General features: G+C 63.7%; 19 protein-coding genes and 1 tRNA gene. 16 read left to right on the top strand and 4 right to left on the bottom strand.

Translation table 11 applies throughout. The features are described 5' to 3' along the window. Positions 1–29: 29 nt before the first annotated feature. From ARC78_RS17015 to ARC78_RS06560, 13 genes are all read left to right on the top strand, one after another. Complete coding sequence (locus ARC78_RS17015) at positions 30–566, top strand: DUF4189 domain-containing protein (RefSeq protein ID WP_083468394.1); 537 nt, start codon at positions 30–32, stop codon at positions 564–566. A 514-nt stretch (positions 567–1,080) separates the two neighbouring features. Continuing rightward, complete coding sequence (locus ARC78_RS06505) at positions 1,081–1,791, top strand: hypothetical protein (RefSeq protein ID WP_241772688.1); 711 nt, start codon at positions 1,081–1,083, stop codon at positions 1,789–1,791. Between the two features lie 55 nt (positions 1,792–1,846). Beyond that, on the top strand, positions 1,847–3,121 hold the full coding sequence (locus tag ARC78_RS16290) for an XVIPCD domain-containing protein (protein ID WP_083468392.1): 1,275 nt from the start codon (positions 1,847–1,849) through the stop codon (positions 3,119–3,121). A 250-nt stretch (positions 3,122–3,371) separates the two neighbouring features. Continuing rightward, positions 3,372–5,273 (top strand): threonine--tRNA ligase, encoded by a 1,902-nt coding sequence (gene thrS / locus ARC78_RS06515; RefSeq protein ID WP_054657693.1) that lies wholly within the window; start codon positions 3,372–3,374, stop codon positions 5,271–5,273. A gap of 20 nt (positions 5,274–5,293) precedes the next feature. Beyond that, on the top strand, positions 5,294–5,866 hold the full coding sequence (gene infC / locus ARC78_RS06520) for a translation initiation factor IF-3 (protein ID WP_083468393.1): 573 nt from the start codon (positions 5,294–5,296) through the stop codon (positions 5,864–5,866). A 281-nt stretch (positions 5,867–6,147) separates the two neighbouring features. Next, the gene (gene rpmI, locus ARC78_RS06525; protein ID WP_002811096.1) at positions 6,148–6,345 is read left to right on the top strand and encodes a 50S ribosomal protein L35; all 198 of its coding nucleotides are present in this window, start codon (positions 6,148–6,150) and stop codon (positions 6,343–6,345) included. Positions 6,346–6,355: 10 nt separating this feature from the next. Beyond that, entirely contained in the window at positions 6,356–6,715 is a 360-nt protein-coding gene (gene rplT, locus ARC78_RS06530; protein ID WP_054657697.1) for a 50S ribosomal protein L20, read from the top strand. Between the two features lie 200 nt (positions 6,716–6,915). Further along, the gene (gene pheS, locus ARC78_RS06535; protein ID WP_054657699.1) at positions 6,916–7,911 is read left to right on the top strand and encodes a phenylalanine--tRNA ligase subunit alpha; all 996 of its coding nucleotides are present in this window, start codon (positions 6,916–6,918) and stop codon (positions 7,909–7,911) included. Positions 7,912–8,035: 124 nt separating this feature from the next. Beyond that, positions 8,036–10,417 (top strand): phenylalanine--tRNA ligase subunit beta, encoded by a 2,382-nt coding sequence (gene pheT / locus ARC78_RS06540; RefSeq protein WP_057505962.1) that lies wholly within the window; start codon positions 8,036–8,038, stop codon positions 10,415–10,417. 21 nt (positions 10,418–10,438) lie between these two features. Next, the gene (locus ARC78_RS06545; RefSeq protein WP_054657702.1) at positions 10,439–10,738 is read left to right on the top strand and encodes an integration host factor subunit alpha; all 300 of its coding nucleotides are present in this window, start codon (positions 10,439–10,441) and stop codon (positions 10,736–10,738) included. Then, the gene (locus tag ARC78_RS06550; RefSeq protein WP_054657704.1) at positions 10,719–11,075 is read left to right on the top strand and encodes a MerR family transcriptional regulator; all 357 of its coding nucleotides are present in this window, start codon (positions 10,719–10,721) and stop codon (positions 11,073–11,075) included. Before ARC78_RS06545 ends, ARC78_RS06550 begins: the two co-directional genes overlap by 20 nt. Positions 11,076–11,136: 61 nt before the next feature. Continuing rightward, positions 11,137–11,213, top strand: a tRNA-Pro gene (locus ARC78_RS06555). Positions 11,214–11,284: 71 nt separating this feature from the next. After that, complete coding sequence (locus ARC78_RS06560; protein ID WP_054657706.1) at positions 11,285–11,752, top strand: cupin domain-containing protein; 468 nt, start codon at positions 11,285–11,287, stop codon at positions 11,750–11,752. 88 nt (positions 11,753–11,840) lie between these two features. Here the strand turns inward: ARC78_RS06560 and dxs are convergent, their stop codons facing one another. From dxs to ARC78_RS06580, 4 genes are all read right to left on the bottom strand, one after another. After that, on the bottom strand, positions 11,841–13,751 hold the full coding sequence (gene dxs / locus ARC78_RS06565; protein WP_057505963.1) for a 1-deoxy-D-xylulose-5-phosphate synthase: 1,911 nt from the start codon (positions 13,749–13,751) through the stop codon (positions 11,841–11,843). 177 nt (positions 13,752–13,928) lie between these two features. Next, positions 13,929–14,594, bottom strand: a complete 666-nt coding sequence (locus tag ARC78_RS06570; RefSeq protein ID WP_054657708.1) for an HNH endonuclease — start codon at positions 14,592–14,594, stop codon at positions 13,929–13,931. A 114-nt stretch (positions 14,595–14,708) separates the two neighbouring features. After that, positions 14,709–16,499, bottom strand: a complete 1,791-nt coding sequence (locus ARC78_RS06575; protein WP_057505964.1) for an acyl-CoA dehydrogenase C-terminal domain-containing protein — start codon at positions 16,497–16,499, stop codon at positions 14,709–14,711. A 40-nt stretch (positions 16,500–16,539) separates the two neighbouring features. Continuing rightward, positions 16,540–17,016, bottom strand: coding sequence for an LEA/WHy family protein (locus tag ARC78_RS06580; protein ID WP_054660554.1), 477 nt, complete (start codon positions 17,014–17,016; stop codon positions 16,540–16,542). Positions 17,017–17,207: 191 nt separating this feature from the next. On the opposite strand from ARC78_RS06580, the gene ARC78_RS06585 reads away from it, so the two are divergent. The 3 genes from ARC78_RS06585 to ARC78_RS06595 all read left to right on the top strand — a co-directional run bounded on the left by ARC78_RS06585 (position 17,208) and on the right by ARC78_RS06595 (position 22,210). Continuing rightward, on the top strand, positions 17,208–20,567 hold the full coding sequence (locus ARC78_RS06585) for a TonB-dependent receptor (RefSeq protein WP_145974289.1): 3,360 nt from the start codon (positions 17,208–17,210) through the stop codon (positions 20,565–20,567). A 64-nt stretch (positions 20,568–20,631) separates the two neighbouring features. Then, positions 20,632–21,219, top strand: a complete 588-nt coding sequence (locus tag ARC78_RS06590) for an RNA polymerase sigma factor (protein ID WP_054659943.1) — start codon at positions 20,632–20,634, stop codon at positions 21,217–21,219. Then, on the top strand, positions 21,203–22,210 hold the full coding sequence (locus ARC78_RS06595; RefSeq protein WP_057505965.1) for a FecR family protein: 1,008 nt from the start codon (positions 21,203–21,205) through the stop codon (positions 22,208–22,210). Before ARC78_RS06590 ends, ARC78_RS06595 begins: the two co-directional genes overlap by 17 nt. Position 22,211: the final 1 nt, after the last annotated feature.

Genomic DNA, 22,211 nt, shown 5'->3' on the forward strand with positions numbered 1-22,211 from the left:
TTGCGGGGGGATTACCATGGGAGGTGGATATGCACGGTCGAGTTTTCCATTTTGCGTTTTGTAAATTGTTGTTTTCGATCGCGATTATTGCGCTATTGACGCTATTTCCCGGGCAGGTTTCTGCAGAGGGTGGATGTCCCCCGGGGTCATATCCGATAGGTGGGCAGGGTGTACAGGGATGTGCTCCAATTCCGGCTTCTGGCTCTGGCGTAGGAGAGTCCAGGCCGAGCGGAAGGTGGATAAAAACCTGGGGTGCCATTTCCATGGCGAGCAATGGGAAGGTTGGAATTGCATGGGGGTTGCGTCGTAAAAGGGATGCTATAAATGACGCAGTTCAACGATGTGAAAATCAAGGTGCTTCTGACTGTAGAGTGCTGCTGAGCTATAAGAATCAATGCGCGGCAATTGCTACTTCCGTTATTGGGGTTCAGAAAACGGGTTATGCTAGTAGTGAAACTGTCGGTGCTGCTTCTGTTTTAGCGAGACAGTTCTGCAGTGATGAGGGCGGGACGGAATGTGAGGTCGTTCATGCGAATTGCACTGAGCCCCAATTCGAGTATTTTTGATTTTCTGTTTCAAGGCTAATGAATTTTGGTTCTTGTATTTTTTATTAAGGTTGCGCCTCGGTTTGTGAAGGTCTCCGGGAAGTGCGTTCTAAGGAGATGATCTTTCGGTAGAGGCTTCATCGCTCTCGGTGTCTGGACTTTTGTTGACGTAGTTCTGAATGCTGCGTATTAAAAGTGACATGCCGGCGATTGAAGTGTCCGGTAGCTTAGTGGCGAGTTGGTTGAGGCATTCTGCTGCCGTTGGTTCTACTTTCGCCAACTTGATTCTGACTGCGCCGCTGATGGTGGCTATATTATTCTAGGGTGGTCTCTGCAGTTTCATGGGGTATTTGCAGGTTGACGGCGCGGCGGATGCATAATTGTGTTGGAGGTTGGGTGTCGTTTTGTAGTGCGTTAGGTGTTAGTTCGTTTATTTCAGCCTCGGTCACTCTGGTGGCATGGATTTTCCCTATTTATTATTTTCTTGTGATTAATGTGGTTGTTTAATAAATTTTAAAACGGAGCGTTCTTGTTCATGAAATATCTTCCGGCTTTCTTAGGGGCGATTTTTTCCTCTGCAGTTGTCGCGGGCTGCTATTCCCAGCCTCTCGAGGTGGTGGATGAATCTGCGATCGCAACAGAAACTTCCGTAACAACGCCCGCACAGGTGGCGGATGATTCGAATATGCAATCAAAGGAGCCTAAATCTATGGAAGCGGGACGTGACGAGGTCAAGGACAGTGCCCAGGCGTTTGTGCCCGCAGGGGCGAAGCCGCTGGAAACCATTAAGGGTGACCTCAACGGTGATGGCATCGAAGATGCCCTGCTGGTCATTGATCCACCGGCCCCAGGCAATCTGGCGGCTGGCGAAAATGGCCCTGACCGCATCGTGATGCTGGTGCTGGGCGGAGCGGATGGGAAATGGCACTTGGCCGCTCGCAATAACAAGTTGGTGCCGTGCTCCAACTGCGGCGGCGTGATGGGCGATCCGTTCGGTTATGCGCGCGTGTCCTCGGGTAGTTTCACCGTGGTCAATAGCGGTGGCAGCCGTGAGCGCTGGACCGATTCTTATACGTTCCGCTATGCACCTGCCGACAAGGCATGGTGGTTGGAAGGGGTAAGCCGACAGGTCATCGATACCGAGACCGATGCGGAAAACAAAAAGGATTTCACGGCAGCCGAACTCGGCAAGGTGCGGTTCGAGGATTTCGATCCGTCCAGCGTGCCGGCGGTGACGCTGCCGTAATCGCGCCTCGCCTGGAGGCGGGGTTGTTCAAGGCAAGTCAATCAGGAGTTTCATCATGTCAAAGGATAGGGAATCGCAGTTGTTGCAGCAGGCCACGCAGGCGGGCATCACTTCGCCGCGCGAGCTGGCCAACTTCATGGCCCAGGTCGGCCACGAGTCCAACGGGCTGAGCCGGCTGGAAGAGAGTTTCCGCTATACACGGAACATTTCGCAGATTCCGGTCGCATCGGCCATGCGCCAGGGTCCTGGGGCACTGGAGGCGGCCCGGTTGGAGGCGTTGCGCGGCCACCCCGAAGCGCTCGGTGAGCTGATGTACGGCGGTCGCATGGGAAACAACCAGCCCGGTGATGGCTATCTGTACCGTGGTCGCGGCTACATCCAGCTGACGGGTAAAGAGAATTACGCGAAGGCCGGGGGAGCCCTGGACCTGGACCTGGTCAAACACCCCGAACTGGCAGCGCAGCCGGAAAACGCAGCCCGGATCGCGGTGTGGTATTGGGAGAGCCGCGTGCCGGCAGCTTCGCGTGAGGACGTACGCGCGGCGACCCGTGCAATCAACGGCGGGTTCAATGGTCTGGATGATCGCAAGGAACGGTTCGAGACTTGGGAGCGCAAGCTGACTCCGGAGGTGATGGGCCGTTTGGGGCGTGGTGAAGTGGGCCAAAGAGTCAGCCCAGCAGTTGCGGCGGGGGCCGATGCGCTGGCCGATGGTGTGCTGCGCAAGGGCGAGGCTGGCGAGTCGGTGCGTGAGTTGCAGGAGATGCTGCGTGCACAGGGAATCCGTGATCAGCAGGGGCGCGAGCTGCGCGCCGATGGCGATTACGGCAACCACACTGTGGACGCGGTCAAACAGTTCCAGCGCGGCCAGAGCCTGCATGCTGACGGCATCGCCGGGCCTGCGACACTGGGCAAGCTGCGTGCGCTGGGCCAGTCGCAGGGGCAGGGCGCCGCACTGATGTCCGATCCGGCCCATCCCGGCAATCGGCTGTTCCAGGAGGCGCTGGGCAAGCTGGAAGCATTATCGCCGCAGGCTGGTTTCCAGGATCGTCAGGCCCTGGCAAATGCCGCCGGACAGATGGCACTGGAGGCGCGGGGCGGTGGTCTGAGTCGCATCGACCACGTGGTCGCCAGCCAGGATGGCAAGGGGCTGATCGCGGTGCAGGGCGAGATGAACGACCCGGCGATGCGCCGTGTGTTCGTCGAACGCCAACAGGCGGTGCAGCAACCTCTGGAGCAGAGCAGCTTGCGTTTGGCGCAGGTCGAACAGGGGCGGGATGAGCCGCTGACTGCCGATCGTCAGCAGGAACAGGCCCGCGCCCTGGCGAGGTAGCGGCTGGCGGGCATGGGGCGTGAAGGGCGGGATTGCGCTAGAATCCCGCCCGTACTCCGTTTTCAGGTGGCCCGCGCAAAGCGCCGGTCGAGTGTGTGACATGAGCACTACCATCGCCTACTGCTGATTCATTGCCACAGCCCGTTGCAGGCGCCTTTGTGGCGCTTTTTTATTGACCAAATCCCGTTGAAGTCGCGCTGTGAGGCGGGCTTCCAGGTCCGCGTGGCGGGCCTCGACTCCAGGTGAATCCATGATCAACATCACTCTTCCAGACGGCAGCGTCCGTCAATTCGAAAGCCCGGTCAGCGTCATGGGCGTGGCCCAGTCCATCGGTGCGGGCCTGGCCAAAGCCACCATCGCCGGTGTAGTTGATGGCGTGCAGGTCGATGCCTGCGACGTGATCGACCACGATGCGGCACTGCGCATCATCACCGCCAAGGACGATGAGGGTGTGGAGATCATCCGTCACTCCTGCGCCCACCTGGTCGGTCACGCGGTCAAGCAGCTTTACCCGGACGCCAAGATGGTGATCGGCCCGGTCATCGCCGAAGGCTTCTACTACGACATCTACAGCGAGCGCCCGTTCACGCCGGAAGACATGGCGGCGATCGAGAAGCGCATGGGCGAGCTGATCGCGCAGGACTACGACGTCATCAAGAAGGTCACGCCGCGTGCGGAAGTGATCGAGATCTTCAAGGCGCGAGGCGAGGAGTACAAGCTGCGCCTGATCGAAGACATGTCCGATGACGTCACCGCGATGGGCATGTACTACCACCAGGAATACGTGGACATGTGCCGCGGCCCGCACGTGCCGAACACGCGCTTCCTGAAGTCGTTCAAGTTGATGCGCATTTCCGGTGCGTATTGGCGCGGTGATGCCAAGAACGAGCAGCTGCAGCGCATCTACGGTACCGCGTGGGCCGACAAGAAGCAGCTTGAGGCCTACATCAAGCGCATCGAAGAAGCCGAGATGCGCGATCACCGCCGCATCGGCAAGCAGCAGGACCTGTTCCATCTGCAGGAAGAGGCGCCGGGCCTGGTGTTCTGGCATCCGAAGGGCTGGTCGATCTGGCAGGTGGTCGAGCAGTACATGCGCAAGATCTACCGCGACAGCGGTTACGGTGAGGTGCGCTGCCCGCAGATCCTGGATGTGAGCCTGTGGAAGAAGTCCGGCCACTGGGACAACTACCAGGACAACATGTTCTTCACCGAATCGGAGAAGCGCACCTATGCGGTGAAGCCGATGAACTGCCCCGGTCACGTGCAGGTGTTCAATCAGGGCCTGCATAGCTATCGCGACCTGCCGATCCGTTACGGCGAATTCGGTTCCTGCCACCGCAATGAGCCATCCGGTGCGCTGCACGGCATCCTGCGCGTGCGCGGTTTCACCCAGGACGACGGCCATGTGTTCTGCACCGAGAGCCAGATCGAATCGGAAGTGACCGCGTTCCACCAGCAGGCGTTGGCGGTCTACCGGCACTTCGGCTTCGACGAGATCCAGATCAAGATCGCCCTGCGCCCGGAATCGCGCCTGGGTGACGATGCCACCTGGGACAAGGCCGAAGGCGCGCTGCGTTCGGCGCTGTCCAGCTGCGGCGTGGAATGGCAGGAGTTGCCGGGTGAGGGCGCCTTCTACGGCCCGAAGATCGAGTACCACCTGAAGGACGCCATTGGCCGTACCTGGCAGCTGGGCACCATGCAGGTCGACTTCATGATGCCGGGCCGCCTGGGTGCCGAGTATGTGGATGAAAACAGCCAGAAGAAGCACCCGGTCATGCTGCATCGGGCCATTGTCGGCTCGATGGAGCGTTTCCTGGGCATCCTGATCGAGCACCACGCCGGCTCGTTCCCGACTTGGCTGGCGCCAGTGCAGGTTGTGGTGGCAAACATCACCGATGCGCAGTCTGAATACGTTCAGTCGATTCGCAAAACCCTTGCGGATCAAGGGTTCCGGGTGGACGCCGATTTGCGCAACGAAAAGATCGGCTATAAGATTCGTGAGCATACGCTGCAGCGCGTACCGTATCTGCTGGTCGTGGGTGACCGCGAGAAGGAGAATGGGGCCGTAGCGGTACGTACGCGGTCCGGTGAGGACCTTGGGTCGATGCCGGTCCAGGCCTTTATCGAGCGGCTGCACGCTGAAGTGAAGTAATAAGTAGAGCCCCGGCCTTGATGGAGTGTTCCTCAGGGCCGGTTCTAAGTCCATTCGGAGATTGCAATATCAGTACCCCTGACAACAAACAGAACCGCCGCAACCAGGAAATCCGTGTGCCGCGCGTCCGCGTGATCGGCAGCGACGGAGAGATGGTTGGCGTGTTGTCGCGCGACGAAGCGCTGTCGATGGCCGAAGAAGAAGGTCTGGACCTGGTCGAGATCCAGCCGCAGGCTGATCCGCCGGTGTGCAAGATCATGGACTTCGGCAAGTTCAAGTTCGAAGCGCAGAAAAAGGCCAACGAGGCCAAGAAGAAGACCAAGCAGGTCGAAATCAAGGAAGTGAAGTTCCGTCCGGTCACCGACGAGGGCGACTACCAGATCAAACTGCGCAAGATGCGCGGTTTCCTGGAGGATGGCGACAAGATCAAGGTCAATATTCGCTTCCGTGGTCGCGAGATGAGCCATCAGGAGCTGGGCCGCGAAATGGCCAACCGGCTCGAGGCTGATCTGGGGGAAGACATCGTGATCGAGTCCCGTCCGCGCCTGGAAGGTCGACAGATGGTGATGATGATCGCGCCGAAGAAGAAGTAAGGCTGCGGCGGCTCCGCGTCGCCCGTCAGCTGGGTGGACGGCAAGTGGGTCTTTCTGCACCGTGCCAGTTGTTACGCTTCACGATCTGCTTGCCTGTGATTGCAAGTGGCAGGTGGGGGCGGCATAATGGGCGGCCCGGTTCGCCGGGTTTGTTGTTTGCTTCACCCAGGACCTGCCTGCCTCCAGTGGGAGTGCGGGCTTTAAACAGACAAGGGCAGGGACGGAAAGTGTGGGTAAAACCACCGCCCAGTCAGTGAAAAGAGACCATCAAGGACATAGCGATGCCCAAGATCAAGACCAACCGGGCGGCGGCCAAGCGTTTCCGCAAGACCGCCTCCGGCAAGTACAAGTGCGGTCATGCCAACCGCAGCCATATCCTCACGAAGAAAGCGACCAAGCGGAAGCGTAACCTGCGTCAGACGAATCACGTCCGCGCAGAAGACGCAGGCCGTCTGGACCGTATGCTTCCCTACCTCTGAGGACTGAACCATGGCACGAGTAAAGCGTGGTGTGCAGGCGCGCCGCCGCCACAAGAAAGTATTGGATCTGGCCAAGGGCTATTACAACGCCCGTCGCAAGGTCTTCCGCGTCGCCAAGCAGGCAGTCATCAAGGCACAGCAGTACGCCTACATTGGCCGTAAGCAGAAGAAGCGCAATTTCCGTTCGCTGTGGATCACCCGCATCAATGCGGCTGCCCGCATCAACGGCCTGAGCTACAGCCGTTTCATGAACGGCCTGTTGAAGGCCGGTATCACCCTGGACCGTAAGGTTCTGGCTGATATCGCCGTGCACGACGCAGCCGGTTTTGCCGCTCTGGCAGAAAAGGCCAAGGGCGCACTGGCGGCATAAGTCCTTCCTGCAGCAGTTGTAGCGTTCACGCGCAATGGCTGTGGTGAGACAATGCATGGGGAAGGGCGCAAGTCCTTCCCCATTCTTTTTTGTGCTGGTTGCTGCTGCCGATGGTTGCGCGGCGATCAGCTACTGGTGGCGACGGGGGTCGGCCCGGCGCGCACCGCGTAGGCAAGCCGGCCAGAGGTTTCGTCGATCCCATGAGTGACATCCAATCCCTGACTGCGCAGGCGCTGGCCGATGTGGCTGCGGCGCAGAGCCCGGAAACGCTGGAAAACCTGCGTGTTTCGCTGTTAGGCAAAAGTGGCAGCATCACTGCGCAACTCAAGCAGCTTGGGGCCTTGCCCGCCGAGGAACGCAAGGCGGCGGGGGAGGCGATCAACATCGCACGTGACGCGGTTTCCTCGGCGCTGGCCGAGCGCAAGGTTGTGCTTGAAGAGGCGGCACTGGATGCGCGGCTTGCCTCCGAGAGCATCGATGTCACCCTGCCGGGCCGTCATGGCGAGCGTGGCGGGCTGCATCCGGTCACGCGCACCCTGGAGCGGATCACCGAGATTTTCGGGCGCCTCGGCTACGAGTTGTCCGAAGGCCCGGAAATCGAAGATGACTGGCACAACTTCGAGGCGCTGAACTTCCCGCCGCACCATCCGGCGCGCGCCATGCACGACACCTTCTACTTCGGTGACGGTCGTCTGCTGCGCACGCATACCTCCGGGGTGCAGGTGCGCTACATGGGCGAGCACACGCCGCCGCTGCGCATGATCGCCGCCGGCAAGGTGTATCGCAGCGACAGCGACCAGACCCACTCGCCGATGTTCCACCAGGTCGAAGGCCTCCTGGTGGACGAGCACTCCACCTTTGCCGACCTCAAGGGCACGCTGTCCGAGTTCGTACGCGCGTTCTTCGAGCGTGATTTCGAGATGCGTTTCCGCCCGAGCTATTTCCCGTTCGTGGAACCGGGGGCGGAAGTGGACATCGCCTGGCAACAGCCGGATGGCAGCACCCGCTGGCTGGAAGTGCTGGGCTGCGGCATGGTCCACCCCAACGTGCTCAAGTCGGTCGGCATCGACCCGGAGCGCTACACCGGCTTCGCCTTCGGCCTGGGCGTGGAGCGCTTCGCGATGCTGCGCTACGGGGTGAACGATCTGCGCGCGTTCTTCGAGAACGACGTCCGCTTCCTCAAGCAGTTCGCCTGACCCAGGGCTGGAATGCCGGGCCCTGCTCGGCCGCATCTGAACGTTGATCCGCTCCGGGCGCCAAGCGCTGGGCATCAATAAAAGAAACCGCAACGGGAGGTGCGCCTCCCCTCAAGGTAAAGACATGAAATTCTCTGAAAGCTGGCTGCGCAGCCACGTACCGACCACGGCCTCGCGTGACGAACTCAGCGCGGTGCTGACCGCCATCGGTCTGGAGGTCGAAGACGTGACGGCGCTGGGCGATGGCCTGGACAACGTGGTGGTGGCGCGCATCGTCGAGGCCGTGCGTCATCCGCAGGCCGACCGCCTGCAGGTGTGCAAGGTTGACGCCGGTCAGGGGGAGCTGTTGCAGATCGTGTGCGGGGCGCCGAATGCGCGCCCGGGGCTGGTTGCGCCATTGGCCATGGTCGGTGCGCAGATCGGCGAGCTGAAGATCAAGCCGGCCAAACTGCGTGGGGTGGAGTCCAACGGCATGCTGTGCTCGGCCAGGGAGCTGGGCCTGGACACCGACGCGTCCGGCCTGCTGGAACTGCCGGATGACGCGCCAGTCGGCGTCACGCTGGTCGAATACCTTGGCCTGCCGGACGCCAGCATCGAGATCAAACTGACTCCGAACCGCGCTGATTGCTTCAGTGTGCGCGGTATCGCCTTCGACGTGGCTGCGGCGACCCGCAGCGAAGTGAAGCCATTCGTGGCCGAGCCGGTGGCCGCGCAGGGTTCGCGCGAACTGGTGATCCAGCTCGATGCGGGTGCCGAAGCGCCGCGTTACCTGGGCCGCGTGATCGAGGGCGTCAATGCGAGCGCGACCACGCCGCTGTGGATGGCCGAACGCCTGCGCCGCTGTGGCGTGCGCCCTGTTTCGCTGCTGGTGGATATCACCCAGTACGTGATGCTGGAACTGGGTCAGCCGATGCATGCCTACGATCTGGATACGCTCAAAGGCCAGATCGGAGTGCGCCGCTCGCGCGCCGGCGAAAGCCTGAAGTTGCTCGATGGGCGCGATGCCGCGCTGGATGACAGCTTCCTGGTGGTGACCGATGCCGACCGTCCGGTGGGCCTGGCCGGCCTGATGGGTGGCTTCGACACCCGCGTGACCGATACCACCGGCAATGTGTTCCTGGAGGCCGCGCATTTCGCGCCGGCCGCGATCATGGGGCGTGGCCGCAAGTTTGGCTTGCATACCGATGCCGGTCACCGCTTCGAGCGCGGCGTCGATCCGCAGCTGCCGCGTATTGCCATCGAGTACGCCACCCGCCTGCTGCTGGACTTGGCCGGCGGTGTGCCGGCACCGGTGACCGAGGCGGTGCGTGAAGCCGATCTGCCGGTAGCGGCCCAGATCCTGCTGCGCCGCGCGCGGATCACCCGCGTACTGGGCATCGAGATTGACGATGCCGAGGTCGAGCGCATCCTGCGTGCGCTGGGCATGCGGGTTGAGGCCGCTGCCGAAGGCTGGAATGTGACCGGCCCGAGCAGTCGTTTCGATATCGCCATCGAAGAGGATCTGATCGAAGAGCTGGCCCGTATCCACGGCTATGAAGCCATTCCGACCACCTTGCCGGGCGGTGCCGCGCGCATTGCGATGCCCAGCGAGACCCGTCTGGACGAGGTGAGCGTGCGCCGCCAGCTGGTGGCGCGCGAAATGCTGGAAACCATCAATTTCGCCTTCGTCGATGCGCAGCTGCTTGAGCAGTGGAGCCAGAGCGCGGGGCTGGTAGCACTGGCCAATCCGCTGTCTGCCGAACTGGCAGTGATGCGTCCATTGCTGCTGCCGGGGCTGGTCGCCACGTTGGGCCGCAATGTGGCCCGTCAGGCGGGGCGCGTGCGCCTGTTCGAGATCGGCCGCGTGTTCGAAGCGCAGGCCGGTGAGGGCAAGCCGGCGCCGAAGGAAACCGTGCGCATTGCCGCCGTGGTCTGTGGCGATGCGGCTGCGCTGCAGTGGGGCGAGAAGGCGCGCAAGGTCGATTTCCATGACTTGAAGGGTGATCTGGAATCGCTGGCTGCCGCCTCCGGCGCGGTGCTGGAGTTCCGTGCCTCGCAGCGTGCATATGCGCATCCGGCGCGGTCGGCTGACATCTGGCGTGATGGCCAGTGCATCGGCTGGATCGGCCAGGTGCACCCGCGTGTGGCCAAGGCAATGGAAATCGATCTGGATGTGATCGGCTTCGAGCTGGATCTGGCGCCGCTGGTGCGGCGCCCGCTGCCGTGTTCGAGCGAGTTGTCGCGCTTCCCGGCGGTGCGCCGTGATCTGGCGGTGGTTGTCGCTGAACAGGTGGAATGGTCGGTATTGTCGGCAACTATCCGCCAGGCCGCTGGCGAGCTGCTGCGCGATGTGGTGTTGTTCGATCGCTACGTCGGACAGGGGGTCGAGCCGGGCTTCAAGAGTCTGGCTATGGGCTTGATTTTGCAGGACAAGTCGCGCACTCTGACGGACCGCGACGTGGACGCAGTGGTCACCGGGGTGGTGGCCGCGATCGAGCGCGAACACGGCGCGAAGATCCGTGGTTGAGGCGGAAAACAGGGAGCAGGCATGGCATTGACCAAGGCGGAGATGGCGGACCGGTTGTTCGACGAAGTCGGTCTGAACAAGCGTGAGGCCAAGGAATTTGTCGACGCGTTCTTCGATGTGCTGCGTGATGCATTGGAACAGGGACGTCAGGTGAAGCTGTCCGGCTTCGGTAATTTCGACCTGCGGCGCAAGAACCAGCGCCCGGGTCGCAATCCCAAGACCGGCGAGGAAATTCCGATTTCCGCCCGCACGGTGGTGACCTTCCGTCCGGGCCAGAAGCTCAAGGAAAGGGTGGAGGCATATGCTGGATCCGGGCAGTAACCGCGAACTTCCGCCGATTCCGGCCAAGCGCTACTTCACCATCGGCGAAGTCAGCGAGCTGTGTGACGTCAAGCCGCATGTGTTGCGCTACTGGGAGACCGAGTTTCCCAGTCTCGAGCCGGCCAAGCGCCGTGGCAACCGTCGTTACTATCAGCGCCATGACGTGCTGATGGTGCGCCAGATCCGCGGCCTGCTGTACGAGCAGGGCTACACCATCGGCGGCGCCCGCCTGCGACTGGAAGGGGAGGGCGCGCGCGATGAGTCGGCGCTGAGCAACCAGATCATCCGCCAGGTGCGGATGGAGCTGGAAGAAGTGCTGCAATTGCTTCGCCGCTGAACTATTTTCGAACCAAAGCCGGTATAATCACCGGCTCGCCGCAAGGCGAAGCAGTAACGATCGGGGCGTAGCGCAGCCTGGTAGCGCATCTGCCTGGGGGGCAGAGGGTCGTCGGTTCAAATCCGGCCGTCCCGACCAATTACTGTAATCATCAAGGCCTGTGCAGCGATGCGCGGGCCTTTTTGTTTTTGATCGCCGGAGATGAGCGTATGGGCGGGCAGGTTGAACAGCTGGTGTCGCAGTTGCAGCTGGGGCCACATCCGGAGGGCGGCTTTTTCCGTCGCTTCCATGAATCGCCGCAGCAGGTCGTTGTCGAGGGCGTGACGCGTCCTGCCTTGACCGCCATCCACTACCTGCTCGGCGCCGGACAGGGCAGTGCGTGGCATCGCATCGATGCCGAGGAAGTCTGGCAATGGCAGGCAGGAGAGCCGCTGGAGCTGCTGCTGTGGGAGGGCGGTGAGTCGCCGGTGCGGCGAACCGTGCTGGGCGCGGTCGCTCAGGGGCGGGTATCGCTGGCGATCGTGCCCAGAGGAATGTGGCAGGCCGCGCGGCCGCTGGGTTCACATGCGCTGGTGAGCTGCCTGGTCGCGCCTGGTTTTGTCTGGAGCGGCTTTGAGCTGATGGATCCGCAGGGACCAGCGGCGCGGCTCCTGCGCCTGCGCGACAGCTGGATCTGAGTGATGTGCAGGGCAATACCCGCTGCTTTCACGACGGCGACGGTTATCCCGCCGTCACCCAAAAGCCCCGCGATGCGGGGCTTTTGCTTCAGCTGGCCGCACTCACCGGCACGGCGGTGTCCTGCAGTTCGGGCCAGCGTTTGAGGATGGCGGCGCGAATGCCCGCCGCGTCGATGCCCGCTTCGCTCAGCAGGTCTTCGCGGCTGGCGTGATGCTGGTAGCTGTCGGGAAGGCCCAAGTGCAGCACCGGCATGACCACCGCCTCGGCGTTGAGCAGTTCCGAGACGCCTGAGCCGGCCCCGCCAGCCACCACGTTGTCTTCGATGGTGACGAAGCCTTCGTGGGTACGGGTCAGTTCCAGCAGCATCGCCTGGTCCAGCGGCTTGATGAAGCGCATGTTGACCACGCTCAGGTCCAGCTCACGGCCGACCTGTTCGGCGGCCGGCAGGGTGGCCCCAAAAGCCAGCAGCGCGATCCGGCTGCCCGAACGGCGCAGCTGGGCCTTGCCGATCTCGAGCGTCGACAGATCGTTGCCGGCAGCCACGCCCGGACCCGTGCCACGCGGGTAGCGCACCGCCGCCGGGCCGTTGTAGCGCAGGCCGGTGGTCAGCATCTGCCGGCACTCGGCCTCATCACCGGGAGCCATCACCACCATGTTGGGCACACAGCGCAGGTAGCTCAGATCGAGGTTGCCCGCATGGGTGGCACCGTCCGGGCCGACCACGCCGGCACGGTCGATGGCGAACAGCACGTCCAGATTCTGTGTGGCGACGTCATGCACCAGCTGGTCATAGGCGCGCTGCAGGAAAGTGGAGTAGATGGCCACCACCGGCTTGGCGCCCTGTGTGGCCATGCCCGCGGCGAGCGTAACTGCATGCTGCTCGGCGATGGCGACATCGAAGTAGCGCGCCGGATATTCCTTGCTGAAACGGACCAGTCCGGAGCCCTCGCGCATGGCCGGGGTGATCCCCATCAGCAGCGGCTCGGCGGCGGCCGCGTCGCACAGCCAGTCACCGAACACGTCGGTGTAGGTGGGTTTTTTTGGCGCGTTCTTGGTGGGCAGGCCCTTGCTCGGATCGAACGGCCCCACGGCGTGATAGCCGATCTGGTCGCCTTCGGCCGGTTCGTAGCCCTTGCCCTTGGTGGTCATGATGTGCAGCAGCTGCGGGCCCTTGGCGTCCTTCAGGCGCCTGAGGGTGGTCAGCAGCAGGGGCAGGTCATGGCCGTCGATCGGGCCGGTGTAATGGAAGCCCATCTGCTCGAACGCGGTGGACGGCACGAACATGCCTTTCCACTGTTCTTCCCAGCGTTTGACGAAACGGGCCGGCGGGCTGTGGCGCTTGTCGCCGAGGATCTTCTTGCCCCCCTCGCGCAGCGCATTGAGCGTGCGGCTGGCGGTGGCACGGCCGAGCATCTTGGTCAGTCCCCCGACGGCTTCGGAGATGGACATGTTGTTGTCATTCAGGATGACCAGCACATTGGGCTCGTCATCCATGCCGCCAGCGTGGGCCAGCGCCTCGAACGCCATGCCGGCAGTCATCGCGCCATCGCCGATCACGGCCACGGCTTTGCGGGTGTCGCCCTGGCGCTGGCGCGCGATGGCCATGCCCAGCGCGGCGGAAATGGAGGTCGATGAGTGGCCAACGCCGAAGGTGTCGTACTCGCTCTCCTCGCGCTTGGGGAACGGCGCCACGCCGCCCTTCTGCTTGACCGTGTGGATGGTGTCACGCCGCCCGGTCAGGATCTTGTGCGGATAGGTCTGATGGCCGACATCCCAGACCAGCTGATCAACCGGCGTGTTGAACAGGTAGTGCAGGGCAACGGTGAGTTCGATCACCCCCAGGCCGGCTGCGAAGTGGCCGCCGCTCTTGCCGACCGATTCGATCAGATAGGCGCGCAACTCGCCCGCGATCGCCCCGAGTTCGCTTTCATCGAACTGGCGCAGGTCGGCAGGAGTCTGGATGCGCGACAGGCGCGGGTAGCAGGCAGAGTCGATCATTTTCTTCGTGTTTCAAGCGAAACGGTATTTTGGCCGCCAACCGGGGGTGGGGCAAGCAAAGCGCCGCAGATGTGGGCGGGGGATGGGCGCGGATGCGGCCAAACTGAAGTGCCGGTTCAGACAAGTCGTCGCCGCTTCGCGCCCGGGGCGAGGGGCGGCAACTGCAGATGCGCGCCCTCAGACGCTGCGGCGCACGGCGTTCCTGGGCAGTTGCGCCTTCAGAAACGCCATCTGGTCGGCAAGGATGTTCCGGTTGGACAGGATCAGGTGCTCGATCCAGCTGGGCCGGTAGGGCACCGCGAGCAACGGCATGTGCGCCTGCTGCGGGGTGCGGTTGCTTTTGCGCGAATTGCACTGGAAACAGGCGGAAACCACGTTTTCCCAGATATCCCGCCCTCCCTTGGACAGCGGCAGGACATGGTCGCGGGTGAGCTGCGGCCGGCTGAACTGCTGGCCGCAGTACAGACACAGCTGCGCATCGCGTGCGAACAGGGCCGGGTTGGTCAGATTGGGCGTGGGATTGATCGCGCGCGAGCGTGCGTGGCCACGCGAGGCGATGATCGGGTGAAGGTCGAGCCCACTGGGCAGGCCGGTCGCGCGGGAAATGGCGCCATGCACGTGCAGGCACGGATCGCCCAGGGTCCACGCCACTGCGCCGCGCACATACAGGCAGCTGGCGTCTTGCCAGTTGATCCAGTCGAGCACGCGGCCATGCGCATCCAGCGATAGCAGGCGCACGGCGCCGAGGCGGTGCAGGGAGGGCGAGGGCGAAATCCCCGGTGTCGGAGCGGAAGAGTCGGCTCCGGTATCGATCAGACTACGCGGTGTAGTGTCTGTCTCCATCGGGAAAACAGCTTATACACGATGTGTGACAGATTGTGTAAACGCGTCTGGAGCAGCGCCTGAAAAGCCGCGAGCGCCGGAGGAGGCGCCCGCGACGGGGCGGAGGCGGCCGGATCAGTCGCCGAAACGGAGGCTGTCCATGGCCATCAGTGGATCGGCGCCGCTTTCCATGCTGGCTGCATGGGTGAGTGTGCGCGGCAGAACGCGGGCGTAGTAGAAGCGCGCGGTTTCCAGCTTGGCCTGCTTGAACGCTTCCGGCTGGCTTGAGGCCTGCGCGGCGGCCGCTGCGCGCGCCCACCAGTAGGCCAGTGCCACGTAGCCGCTGTAGAACAGGTAGTCCCAGCTGGCTGCGCCCAGTTCTTCGGGATTGCTGGCGGCGCGCTGCAGCACGTTCACAGTCAGTTTGCCCCATTCCCGGGTTTTGGCGCCGAGTACCGGCAGGAATTCGGCCACCGCCGGGTTGTTGGCGTTGTCGGCGATGAACTGCTCGATCTCGGCGGCGAACAGTTTCAGCCCGGCGCCCTGGGAGGCGGCGGTCTTGCGGCCGATCAGGTCCAGCGCCTGGATGCCGGTGGTGCCTTCATACAGCGTGGTGATGCGGGCATCGCGCGCGAACTGCTCCATACCGTGCTCGGCGATGTAGCCGTGACCGCCGAACACCTGCTGGCCGTTGTAGGTGGCTTCAATGCTCCACTCGGTCAGGCAGGCTTTGACGATCGGGGTGAGGAAGCTGACCAGCGTCTCGGCATCGGCACGCGCCTGCGGGTCTGCGGCGTGCTGGGCGGTATCGAGCTGGGTGTAGGCGTGTGCGGCGAGCAGGCGGCCACCTTCGGTCAGCGCCTTGGTGGTGAGCAACATGCGGCGCACATCGGGCTGGGCGATGATCGGATCGGCCGGCTTGTCCGCCAGCTGAGCTCCCTTGGGCGCGCGCGATTGCAGGCGCTCGCGGGCGTAGGCCAGCGCGCCCTGGTAGGCGCGTTCGGACTGGGCCAGGCCCTGCACGCCCACGCCGAGGCGGGCGGAGTTCATCATCACGAACATCGCCATCAGGCCCTTGTGCGGCGCGCCGACCAGGTAGCCTTGGGCGCCGTCGAAGTTCATCACGCAGGTCGAGGAGCCGTGGATACCCATCTTGTGCTCCAGCGAGCCGCAGCGCAGCGTATTGCGCTCGCCCATGGCGCCGTTGCGGTCGACCTTGAATTTCGGGGTGACGAACAGCGAGATGCCCTTCGGGCCGGGCGGCGCATCCGGCAGCTTGGCCAGCACCAGGTGGACGATGTTCTCGCTCAGGTCGTGCTCGCCGGCGGTGATGAAGATCTTGGTGCCGGTGATCGCATAGCTGCCGTCGGCGTTGGGTTCGGCGCGGGTCTTGATCAGGCCCAGGTCGGTACCGGCATGCGGTTCGGTCAGGCACATGGTGCCGGTCCAGTGGCCGGCCACCAGCGGCTTGAGGAAGGCTTCCTTCTGCCAGTCCTCACCGTAGTGCTTCAGGGCCTCGACTGCGCCGTGCGAGAGCATCGGGAACAGGCTCCAGGCCAGGTTGGCCGAGGACACCATCTCGCTCAGTGCCATGCCCAGCGTGCCCGGCATACCCTGTCCGCCGAACTCCGGAGACGCGGTCAGGCCGGTCCAGCCGCCTTCGATGAACTGCGCATAGGCTTCCTTGAAACCCGGTGCGGTGGTGACCTCGCCGGTGGCCTTGTCCAGGGTGCAGCCGGTCTGGTCGCCGATGGCGTTCAGCGGTGCCAGCACGCTGGCGCTGAAGCGGGCGGCTTCTTCCAGCACGGCGTCGATGACGTCGGTGCTGGCATCTTCAAGGCCCATCGCGGCAAACAAGGACTCGGCCTTGAGCACGTCATGCAGGGCGAAACGGAGGTCGTTAACAGGGGCTTTGTAGGTGCTCATCAGACGATTCTCGAACGATGCGGAAAACGGAGGCGGGAACTCAGCGAAGCACGCCGGGCAGACCCGGTGCCTGGCTTAGGCTGTTGCGGGATTTCACCTCGAAGCTGCGCTGCTTCCGGTCTTCGGGCGTGACGCCGATGCTGCCTTCCAGTTCGTAGAACACGGAACGGCCACCGGCCAGTGCATCGGCGACGACGATGCGGGCCGAGGAGCTCGGTTGCAGGCGGACGCTGACAACATCCGCCGATTCCGGGCCGATCGATACGCCGGGTGTGGCGCTCAGGGTGCCGGCGCTCTCGTCGCCGACCTTCACAGCCAGCGCGACCGAGTCAAAGCGCATCGGCATCGAACTGTAGTTGCGCAGGCGCAGCTCCACCTCCCAGTTGCCGTCGTTGCCGACGGTGAGCTGCTGGATGCTGGCCGCAGGTTCGGAGACGCGCTTGACCTTGCCGCCGCCACAGGCGGTCAGGGCAAGTGCAGCAAGGGCGATAAGGGCGTACTGGGGGCGAAAGCGCATACCGCGGGGTCCTCGGGTTTGAAGCGGGGTCGGTCGAAGGATACTACGGCGTATGGGCGCGTGCGGATGCGGGGCGGGCAAGTGCGAAACAATTGCGGCCGCGGATGGCGGAAGACCCGTGCTGGCGCATCGAACAGGTAGAGGGGACAGAAAGGTCGCCGCTTTCCGCGTTTTATTCTGGGGATACATCAATGCGTTCATTCAAGTTGTTACCGCTTGCAAGCGCTATCCGCGGCGGTCTGGCTGTTGCTGCCCTGTGCACGGCGGTTCCGGTATTCGCGGCGCCGCCGCAGTTCGATGTCGAAGGCGGTCATATCGAAGATGTGTTACCTGAATTCGCGCGTCAGGCGGGGATCCAGATCATCGCCCCGGCCAATGCCGCTGGCGAATCGCGTATCGAGGTCGGCCAGGTCAAGGGCCAGATGGATGCGCGGCAGGCGTTGAACCAGCTGCTCGATGGCACCGGGTTGACCATTGCTTCCGATGACGGGCGGACCATCACCCTGCGTGCGGCGCGACCGCTGCTGGCCTCGCTGGGCGGTCTGGGGGGCTTGGCGGTGGCAACGGCGGCGCAGCCGCAGCCCGTCGCCCCGGCGGAGGTGGATGTCGCGCCCGCTGCAGGGGTGAGCACGCTTGATCAGGTCACCGTGGTCGGCAGCCAGATCAAGGGCAGCAAGTCGGCCGCGATTCTGCCGGTAGCAACCTTGCAGACCGAGCAGATCGAAGCCACCGGCGCGGTCTCCGGGGATGATCTGTACCGCTCGATCCCGCAGATGGGCGATGTATCTTTCAGCGGCACCAATGGTGGCAACAGCTCCAACTACGCGCGTGGCGATATCGCCTCGGTCAATCTGCGCGGGCTCGGGGTGGGCAATACGCTGCTGCTGATCAACGGCCGCCGCAGCGTGGTGCACCCGATGAGCCAGGCCGACGGCAACCTGGTGCCGGTGCTGACCTACAACGCCAACGCGGTGCCGGTGTCGAACCTGCGCCGGGTGGAGGTGCTGCTCGATGGCGCAGCCGCCATCTACGGTACCGACGCGGTGGCCGGCGTGGTCAACAACGTGCTGCGCGATGACATGGATGGCGGCACGATCAGCGTGCAGAAGGGCTTCGGTGAAGGTACCGACCTGCGCGATATCGGCATCAACGGCATGTGGGGCAAGAACTCCGAAGACCTGCGCTCCAACATCACCGTCGCTTTCAATTACTACAACACCACCGGCCTGAATTCGCTGGACCAGGACTGGACCCGCAATGGCGACCGCGCCACGGACTTCCTCGGCACGCCGTTTGAAGGTCTGCCCGGCACCGACAACCGCAACACCAACAGCCCGTGGGGCAATTTCACCGTCAACGGGCCGCGTGTGTCGCGCAACGGCACCTGGCTGACCACGGCGGCCGGGGCGTTCCATGTGCAGCCGACCAGCAACAGTGGCTGTGCGACCACCATTGCCGATGGCATCTGCGTGCAGTCCGGCAGCAAGGCGACCTCCGGCGCCGATGCCAACCTGCGCGACAACCAGCAGGGTCAATACCCGCTGTCGATCACCCCGGACGTGCGCCGCTTGAACCTGTTTGTCACTGGCAAGCACGACTTCGACAACGGCATTTCGTTCTTCAGCGAGGCGGGCCTGTACGACTCCCGCGCCTACAGCCTGCAAAACGGTGTCAACACCATCACCGCACTGCCGATGACGGTGGCCGCCAGCAACTACTGGAACCCGTTTGGCGCGATGTACCTGCCGGACGGTTCGCTCAACCCGAACCGCCTGCAGGGCCTGAACATCGGCCCCAATGGCGTGCCGGTGACGATCACCAGCTACCGCTTCGAGCGCCCGACCCGCATCGAGGTCAACAACACCCAGGTGCGCGCCCTGGCCGGGTTGCGCGGCTATCACTACGGCTTTGACTGGGAAACCGCCGCGCTGTACTCCACGGCCAAGGTCGTCGACACCCAGGATGCGGTGAGCATGTCGCTGTTCCAGCAGGCGCTGGCCAACCCCACGGCGTCGGCCTACAACCCGTTCTGTGGCGGCTGCAATGACTGGGACACGCTGGACCAGTTCTTCTACAAGGCCAAGCGGCAGAGCGAGACCGAGCTGTTCCTGTGGGATTTCAAGGTGTCGCGTGCGGACCTGTTCTCCACCTGGGCCGGCAAGGTGGGCATGGCGGCCGGTGTGGAAGCGCGGCACGAAACCCAGCGCGATGACCGCGATGCGCGCGTGGATGGCTCGGTGACCTTCACCGATGCGATCACCGGCCTCGCTTATCCGAGCGACATGTACGGCGTGAGCCCGACCCCGGACACCTACGGCTCGCGTTCGGTGATGGGACTGTTCGCCGAGCTCTCGGTGCCGCTGGTCTCGCCGGAAATGGGCATTCCGCTGGTCAAGTCGCTGGACCTGCAGGTGGCCGGGCGCGCCGAGCGCTACAACGATTTCGGCAATGTCGCCAAGCCGAAGCTGGCGCTGGGCTGGCAGATTTTCGATGGCCTGACCCTGCGCTCGTCGTGGGCCCAGGGCTTCCGTGCACCGAACCTGGAACAGGTCAACGCCACGGTGGTCAGCCGTTCCAACAACCGCACCGACTACATCCAGTGCGAAGCGGACGTGCGCACGGGCGCGCAGGCCTCCATCGCCGGCTGTGGCGGTTACACCTATTCGACCACCGCGCGGCGTTCGGGCAACCCCGATCTGAAGCCGGAAACCTCCACCAATACCAGCGCCGGGCTGGTGTTCCAGCCGCGTTTCATTCCGGAGGATTTCGGCCGCTTCAGCTTCGCGGTGGATTACTACAAGTACGAGCAGGAAGGCATCATCGGCCTGTTCGGCGAAGGCAATGCGTTGATCCTGGATTACCTGCTGCGCCAGCAGGGCGGCAGCAACAGCGCGGTGGTGCGTGCCGACCCGACCGCCGACGAGATCGCGCGGTTTGCCGGCACCGGGCTGGATCCGGCCGGCAAGGTGCTCTACGTCACCGACCAGTACGTCAATCTGCAGCCGCAGACGCTGCGCGGCGTGGACTACAACTTCAGCTGGAATTCGCCGGAGACCGCCATCGGCCGCTTCGACGTGTCGGTGACCGGCACCCATCTGATCGAGTTCTACCGCCAGCGTTCGCCGGCGCTGCAGGCGCTGGAAGATGCCAAGGCGCAGGGACTGGTCGATCCGTCGATCCGTATCACCGGTGGCGGTGACCTGATCGGCAATGGCGGCAATCCGGAGTGGAAGTGGTCCGGCACCCTGACCTGGCGTTACCAGCAGCTGTCGGTGGGCGCCAATGCGCGCTACGCCAGTTCCTACGTCGAGAACGGCCTGACCCTGGCCGACGGTACGCCGTGGACGGTGAAGTCGCAGACATTGGCCAATGCCTTCATCAAATACGACTTCCAGCGCGAAGGCTGGCTCAACGGGGTGGCGCTGAAGGTTGGAGCCAACAATCTGGCCAACAAGCGTCCGCCGGTGTCCGATGATGTGTTCGGCTATCCATCGGGTGTGTATCAGGCCAATCCGCGCTACTGGTACGTGAATGTGAGCAAGGCGTTCTGATGACCTTCGTTGATGTGGATGCCGCTGCCCGGCGGTTGGCGGGTGGCGGGTGGCAGGTGATGCGATGAAGCCGGCACTGGCCAAAGAGCGCGGCCTGTGGCTGGCCGAGCACGTGTTGCCGTGTGAGCCGGCGCTGCGCGAGTGGCTGAAGCGGAAGCTGTCGGTCCGCCAGGATGCCGACGATGTGATCCAGGAGACCTACGCGATCCTGGCGGCGCTGCCGGACGTTTCGCACGTCCGGCAGCCGCGGGCCTATGTCTACTCGGTCGCGCAATCGGTGGTGCTGCAACAGTTGCGGCGCGCGCAGGTGGTGTCGATCGAAGCGGTCGCGGAGATCGACCGGGTTGCGATCGCCGGGGAAGAGGTCTGCCCTGAGCGGACGACCTCCTCCCGGCAGCAGCTGGCGCGGATCGGCGCATTGATCGACGGCTTGCCGGACAAGTGCCGGCAGGCCTTCGTGCTGCGGCGCGTGGAGGGCTACTCGCAGCGTGAGATCGCCGAGCGGATGCAGATCAGCGAGAACACCGTTGAAAAGCACATCTGCAAAGGCATCCGGGTATTGATGGAAGCGATGAAGCGGCATGACGACGGAACGGAGCAGGGCAAGGAGCAGCCCGATGCAGGAGAGATGTGGCATGCGCGCAGGCGTTGACAACCACATTGATGACATCGCCGCGGCGTGGGTGGCGCGCGAAGACCGTGCGCCCTTGAGCGCAGAGGCCGAGGCGGAGCGGGATGTGTGGCTGCAGGCCGACAGCCGGCATTTCGGTGCCTATGCGCGTGCCCATGCCGTGTTGGCACGTACCGACCGGGCGCGCGCGCTGTCGGCCGGCCGCTTGCAGCGGACGAGTGCTCCGCGTTGGGCGGCGCGACCGGCGCGGCGGCTGTTCAGATGGGCGGTGGGGGCGGCGGCGATGTTCAGTCTGCTGGCGATCGGCGTGCGGCATCAGGACGATGGCGCCGAGTACTACGCCACGCGCAAGGGCGAGATCCTGCGGGTGCCATTGCAGGACGGCTCGGCGATCACGCTCGACTCGGACTCCCAGGTGCGGGTGAGCTACAGCGACAGCCGTCGCGACATCCGTCTGCTGCAGGGCGAGGCGTTGTTCGATGTGGCCAAGAACCCGCATCGGCCGTTCGTGGTGCGTGCCGAGGAAACCGATGTGACCGCGATCGGCACCAGCTTCGCGGTCAGTCTCACCGAACGTCGCAGTGGTGGTGTGGAAGTGCTGGTGCGCGAAGGCGTGGTGGATGTGACCGACGTACAGGGCGCGGTGGCGCCGGCGCGACTGCTGGCCAACTACCGCGCCCTTGCCAACCGCAGCCATGGCATCCGCATCGAGGCGGTGCCCAGTGATGATCTGCAGCAGCAACTGGCGTGGCGCGAGGGCATGTTGTCGTTCAATGGCGACACGTTGTCGGTGGCGGCGGCGCAGTTCCTGCGCTACAGCGACACCCGTATCGTCATCAACGATCCGCTGGTGGGCAGCCGCCGCATCGTCGGCCTGTACTCGGCCAGCGATCCGCGCGGATTTGCGCACAGCGTCGCCCTGAGTCTGGGCCTGGTGGTGGAACAGCACGGCAACGATGTCCGCCTGAGTTCCCCCGAGCCCGCGTCCGCTGCGGCGCGGTCCCTGCAATGAA

Source organism: Stenotrophomonas pictorum JCM 9942 (assembly GCF_001431585.1).
Taxonomy (GTDB): Bacteria; Pseudomonadota; Gammaproteobacteria; order Xanthomonadales; family Xanthomonadaceae; genus Stenotrophomonas; species Stenotrophomonas pictorum.

What these genes read in the sequence shown, in the direction of transcription:
- ARC78_RS17015 (WP_083468394.1), top strand. Translation starts at nt 30, where the DNA reads ATGCACGGTCGAGTTTTCCATTTTGCGTTTTGTAAATTGTTGTTTTCG.
- ARC78_RS06505 (WP_241772688.1), top strand. Translation starts at nt 1,081, where the DNA reads ATGAAATATCTTCCGGCTTTCTTAGGGGCGATTTTTTCCTCTGCAGTT.
- ARC78_RS16290 (WP_083468392.1), top strand. Translation starts at nt 1,847, where the DNA reads ATGTCAAAGGATAGGGAATCGCAGTTGTTGCAGCAGGCCACGCAGGCG.
- thrS (WP_054657693.1), top strand. Translation starts at nt 3,372, where the DNA reads ATGATCAACATCACTCTTCCAGACGGCAGCGTCCGTCAATTCGAAAGC.
- infC (WP_083468393.1), top strand. Translation starts at nt 5,294, where the DNA reads ATGGAGTGTTCCTCAGGGCCGGTTCTAAGTCCATTCGGAGATTGCAAT.
- rpmI (WP_002811096.1), top strand. Translation starts at nt 6,148, where the DNA reads ATGCCCAAGATCAAGACCAACCGGGCGGCGGCCAAGCGTTTCCGCAAG.
- rplT (WP_054657697.1), top strand. Translation starts at nt 6,356, where the DNA reads ATGGCACGAGTAAAGCGTGGTGTGCAGGCGCGCCGCCGCCACAAGAAA.
- pheS (WP_054657699.1), top strand. Translation starts at nt 6,916, where the DNA reads ATGAGTGACATCCAATCCCTGACTGCGCAGGCGCTGGCCGATGTGGCT.
- pheT (WP_057505962.1), top strand. Translation starts at nt 8,036, where the DNA reads ATGAAATTCTCTGAAAGCTGGCTGCGCAGCCACGTACCGACCACGGCC.
- ARC78_RS06545 (WP_054657702.1), top strand. Translation starts at nt 10,439, where the DNA reads ATGGCATTGACCAAGGCGGAGATGGCGGACCGGTTGTTCGACGAAGTC.
- ARC78_RS06550 (WP_054657704.1), top strand. Translation starts at nt 10,719, where the DNA reads ATGCTGGATCCGGGCAGTAACCGCGAACTTCCGCCGATTCCGGCCAAG.
- ARC78_RS06560 (WP_054657706.1), top strand. Translation starts at nt 11,285, where the DNA reads ATGGGCGGGCAGGTTGAACAGCTGGTGTCGCAGTTGCAGCTGGGGCCA.
- dxs (WP_057505963.1), bottom strand. Translation starts at nt 13,751, where the DNA reads ATGATCGACTCTGCCTGCTACCCGCGCCTGTCGCGCATCCAGACTCCT.
- ARC78_RS06570 (WP_054657708.1), bottom strand. Translation starts at nt 14,594, where the DNA reads ATGGAGACAGACACTACACCGCGTAGTCTGATCGATACCGGAGCCGAC.
- ARC78_RS06575 (WP_057505964.1), bottom strand. Translation starts at nt 16,499, where the DNA reads ATGAGCACCTACAAAGCCCCTGTTAACGACCTCCGTTTCGCCCTGCAT.
- ARC78_RS06580 (WP_054660554.1), bottom strand. Translation starts at nt 17,016, where the DNA reads ATGCGCTTTCGCCCCCAGTACGCCCTTATCGCCCTTGCTGCACTTGCC.
- ARC78_RS06585 (WP_145974289.1), top strand. Translation starts at nt 17,208, where the DNA reads ATGCGTTCATTCAAGTTGTTACCGCTTGCAAGCGCTATCCGCGGCGGT.
- ARC78_RS06590 (WP_054659943.1), top strand. Translation starts at nt 20,632, where the DNA reads ATGAAGCCGGCACTGGCCAAAGAGCGCGGCCTGTGGCTGGCCGAGCAC.
- ARC78_RS06595 (WP_057505965.1), top strand. Translation starts at nt 21,203, where the DNA reads ATGCGCGCAGGCGTTGACAACCACATTGATGACATCGCCGCGGCGTGG.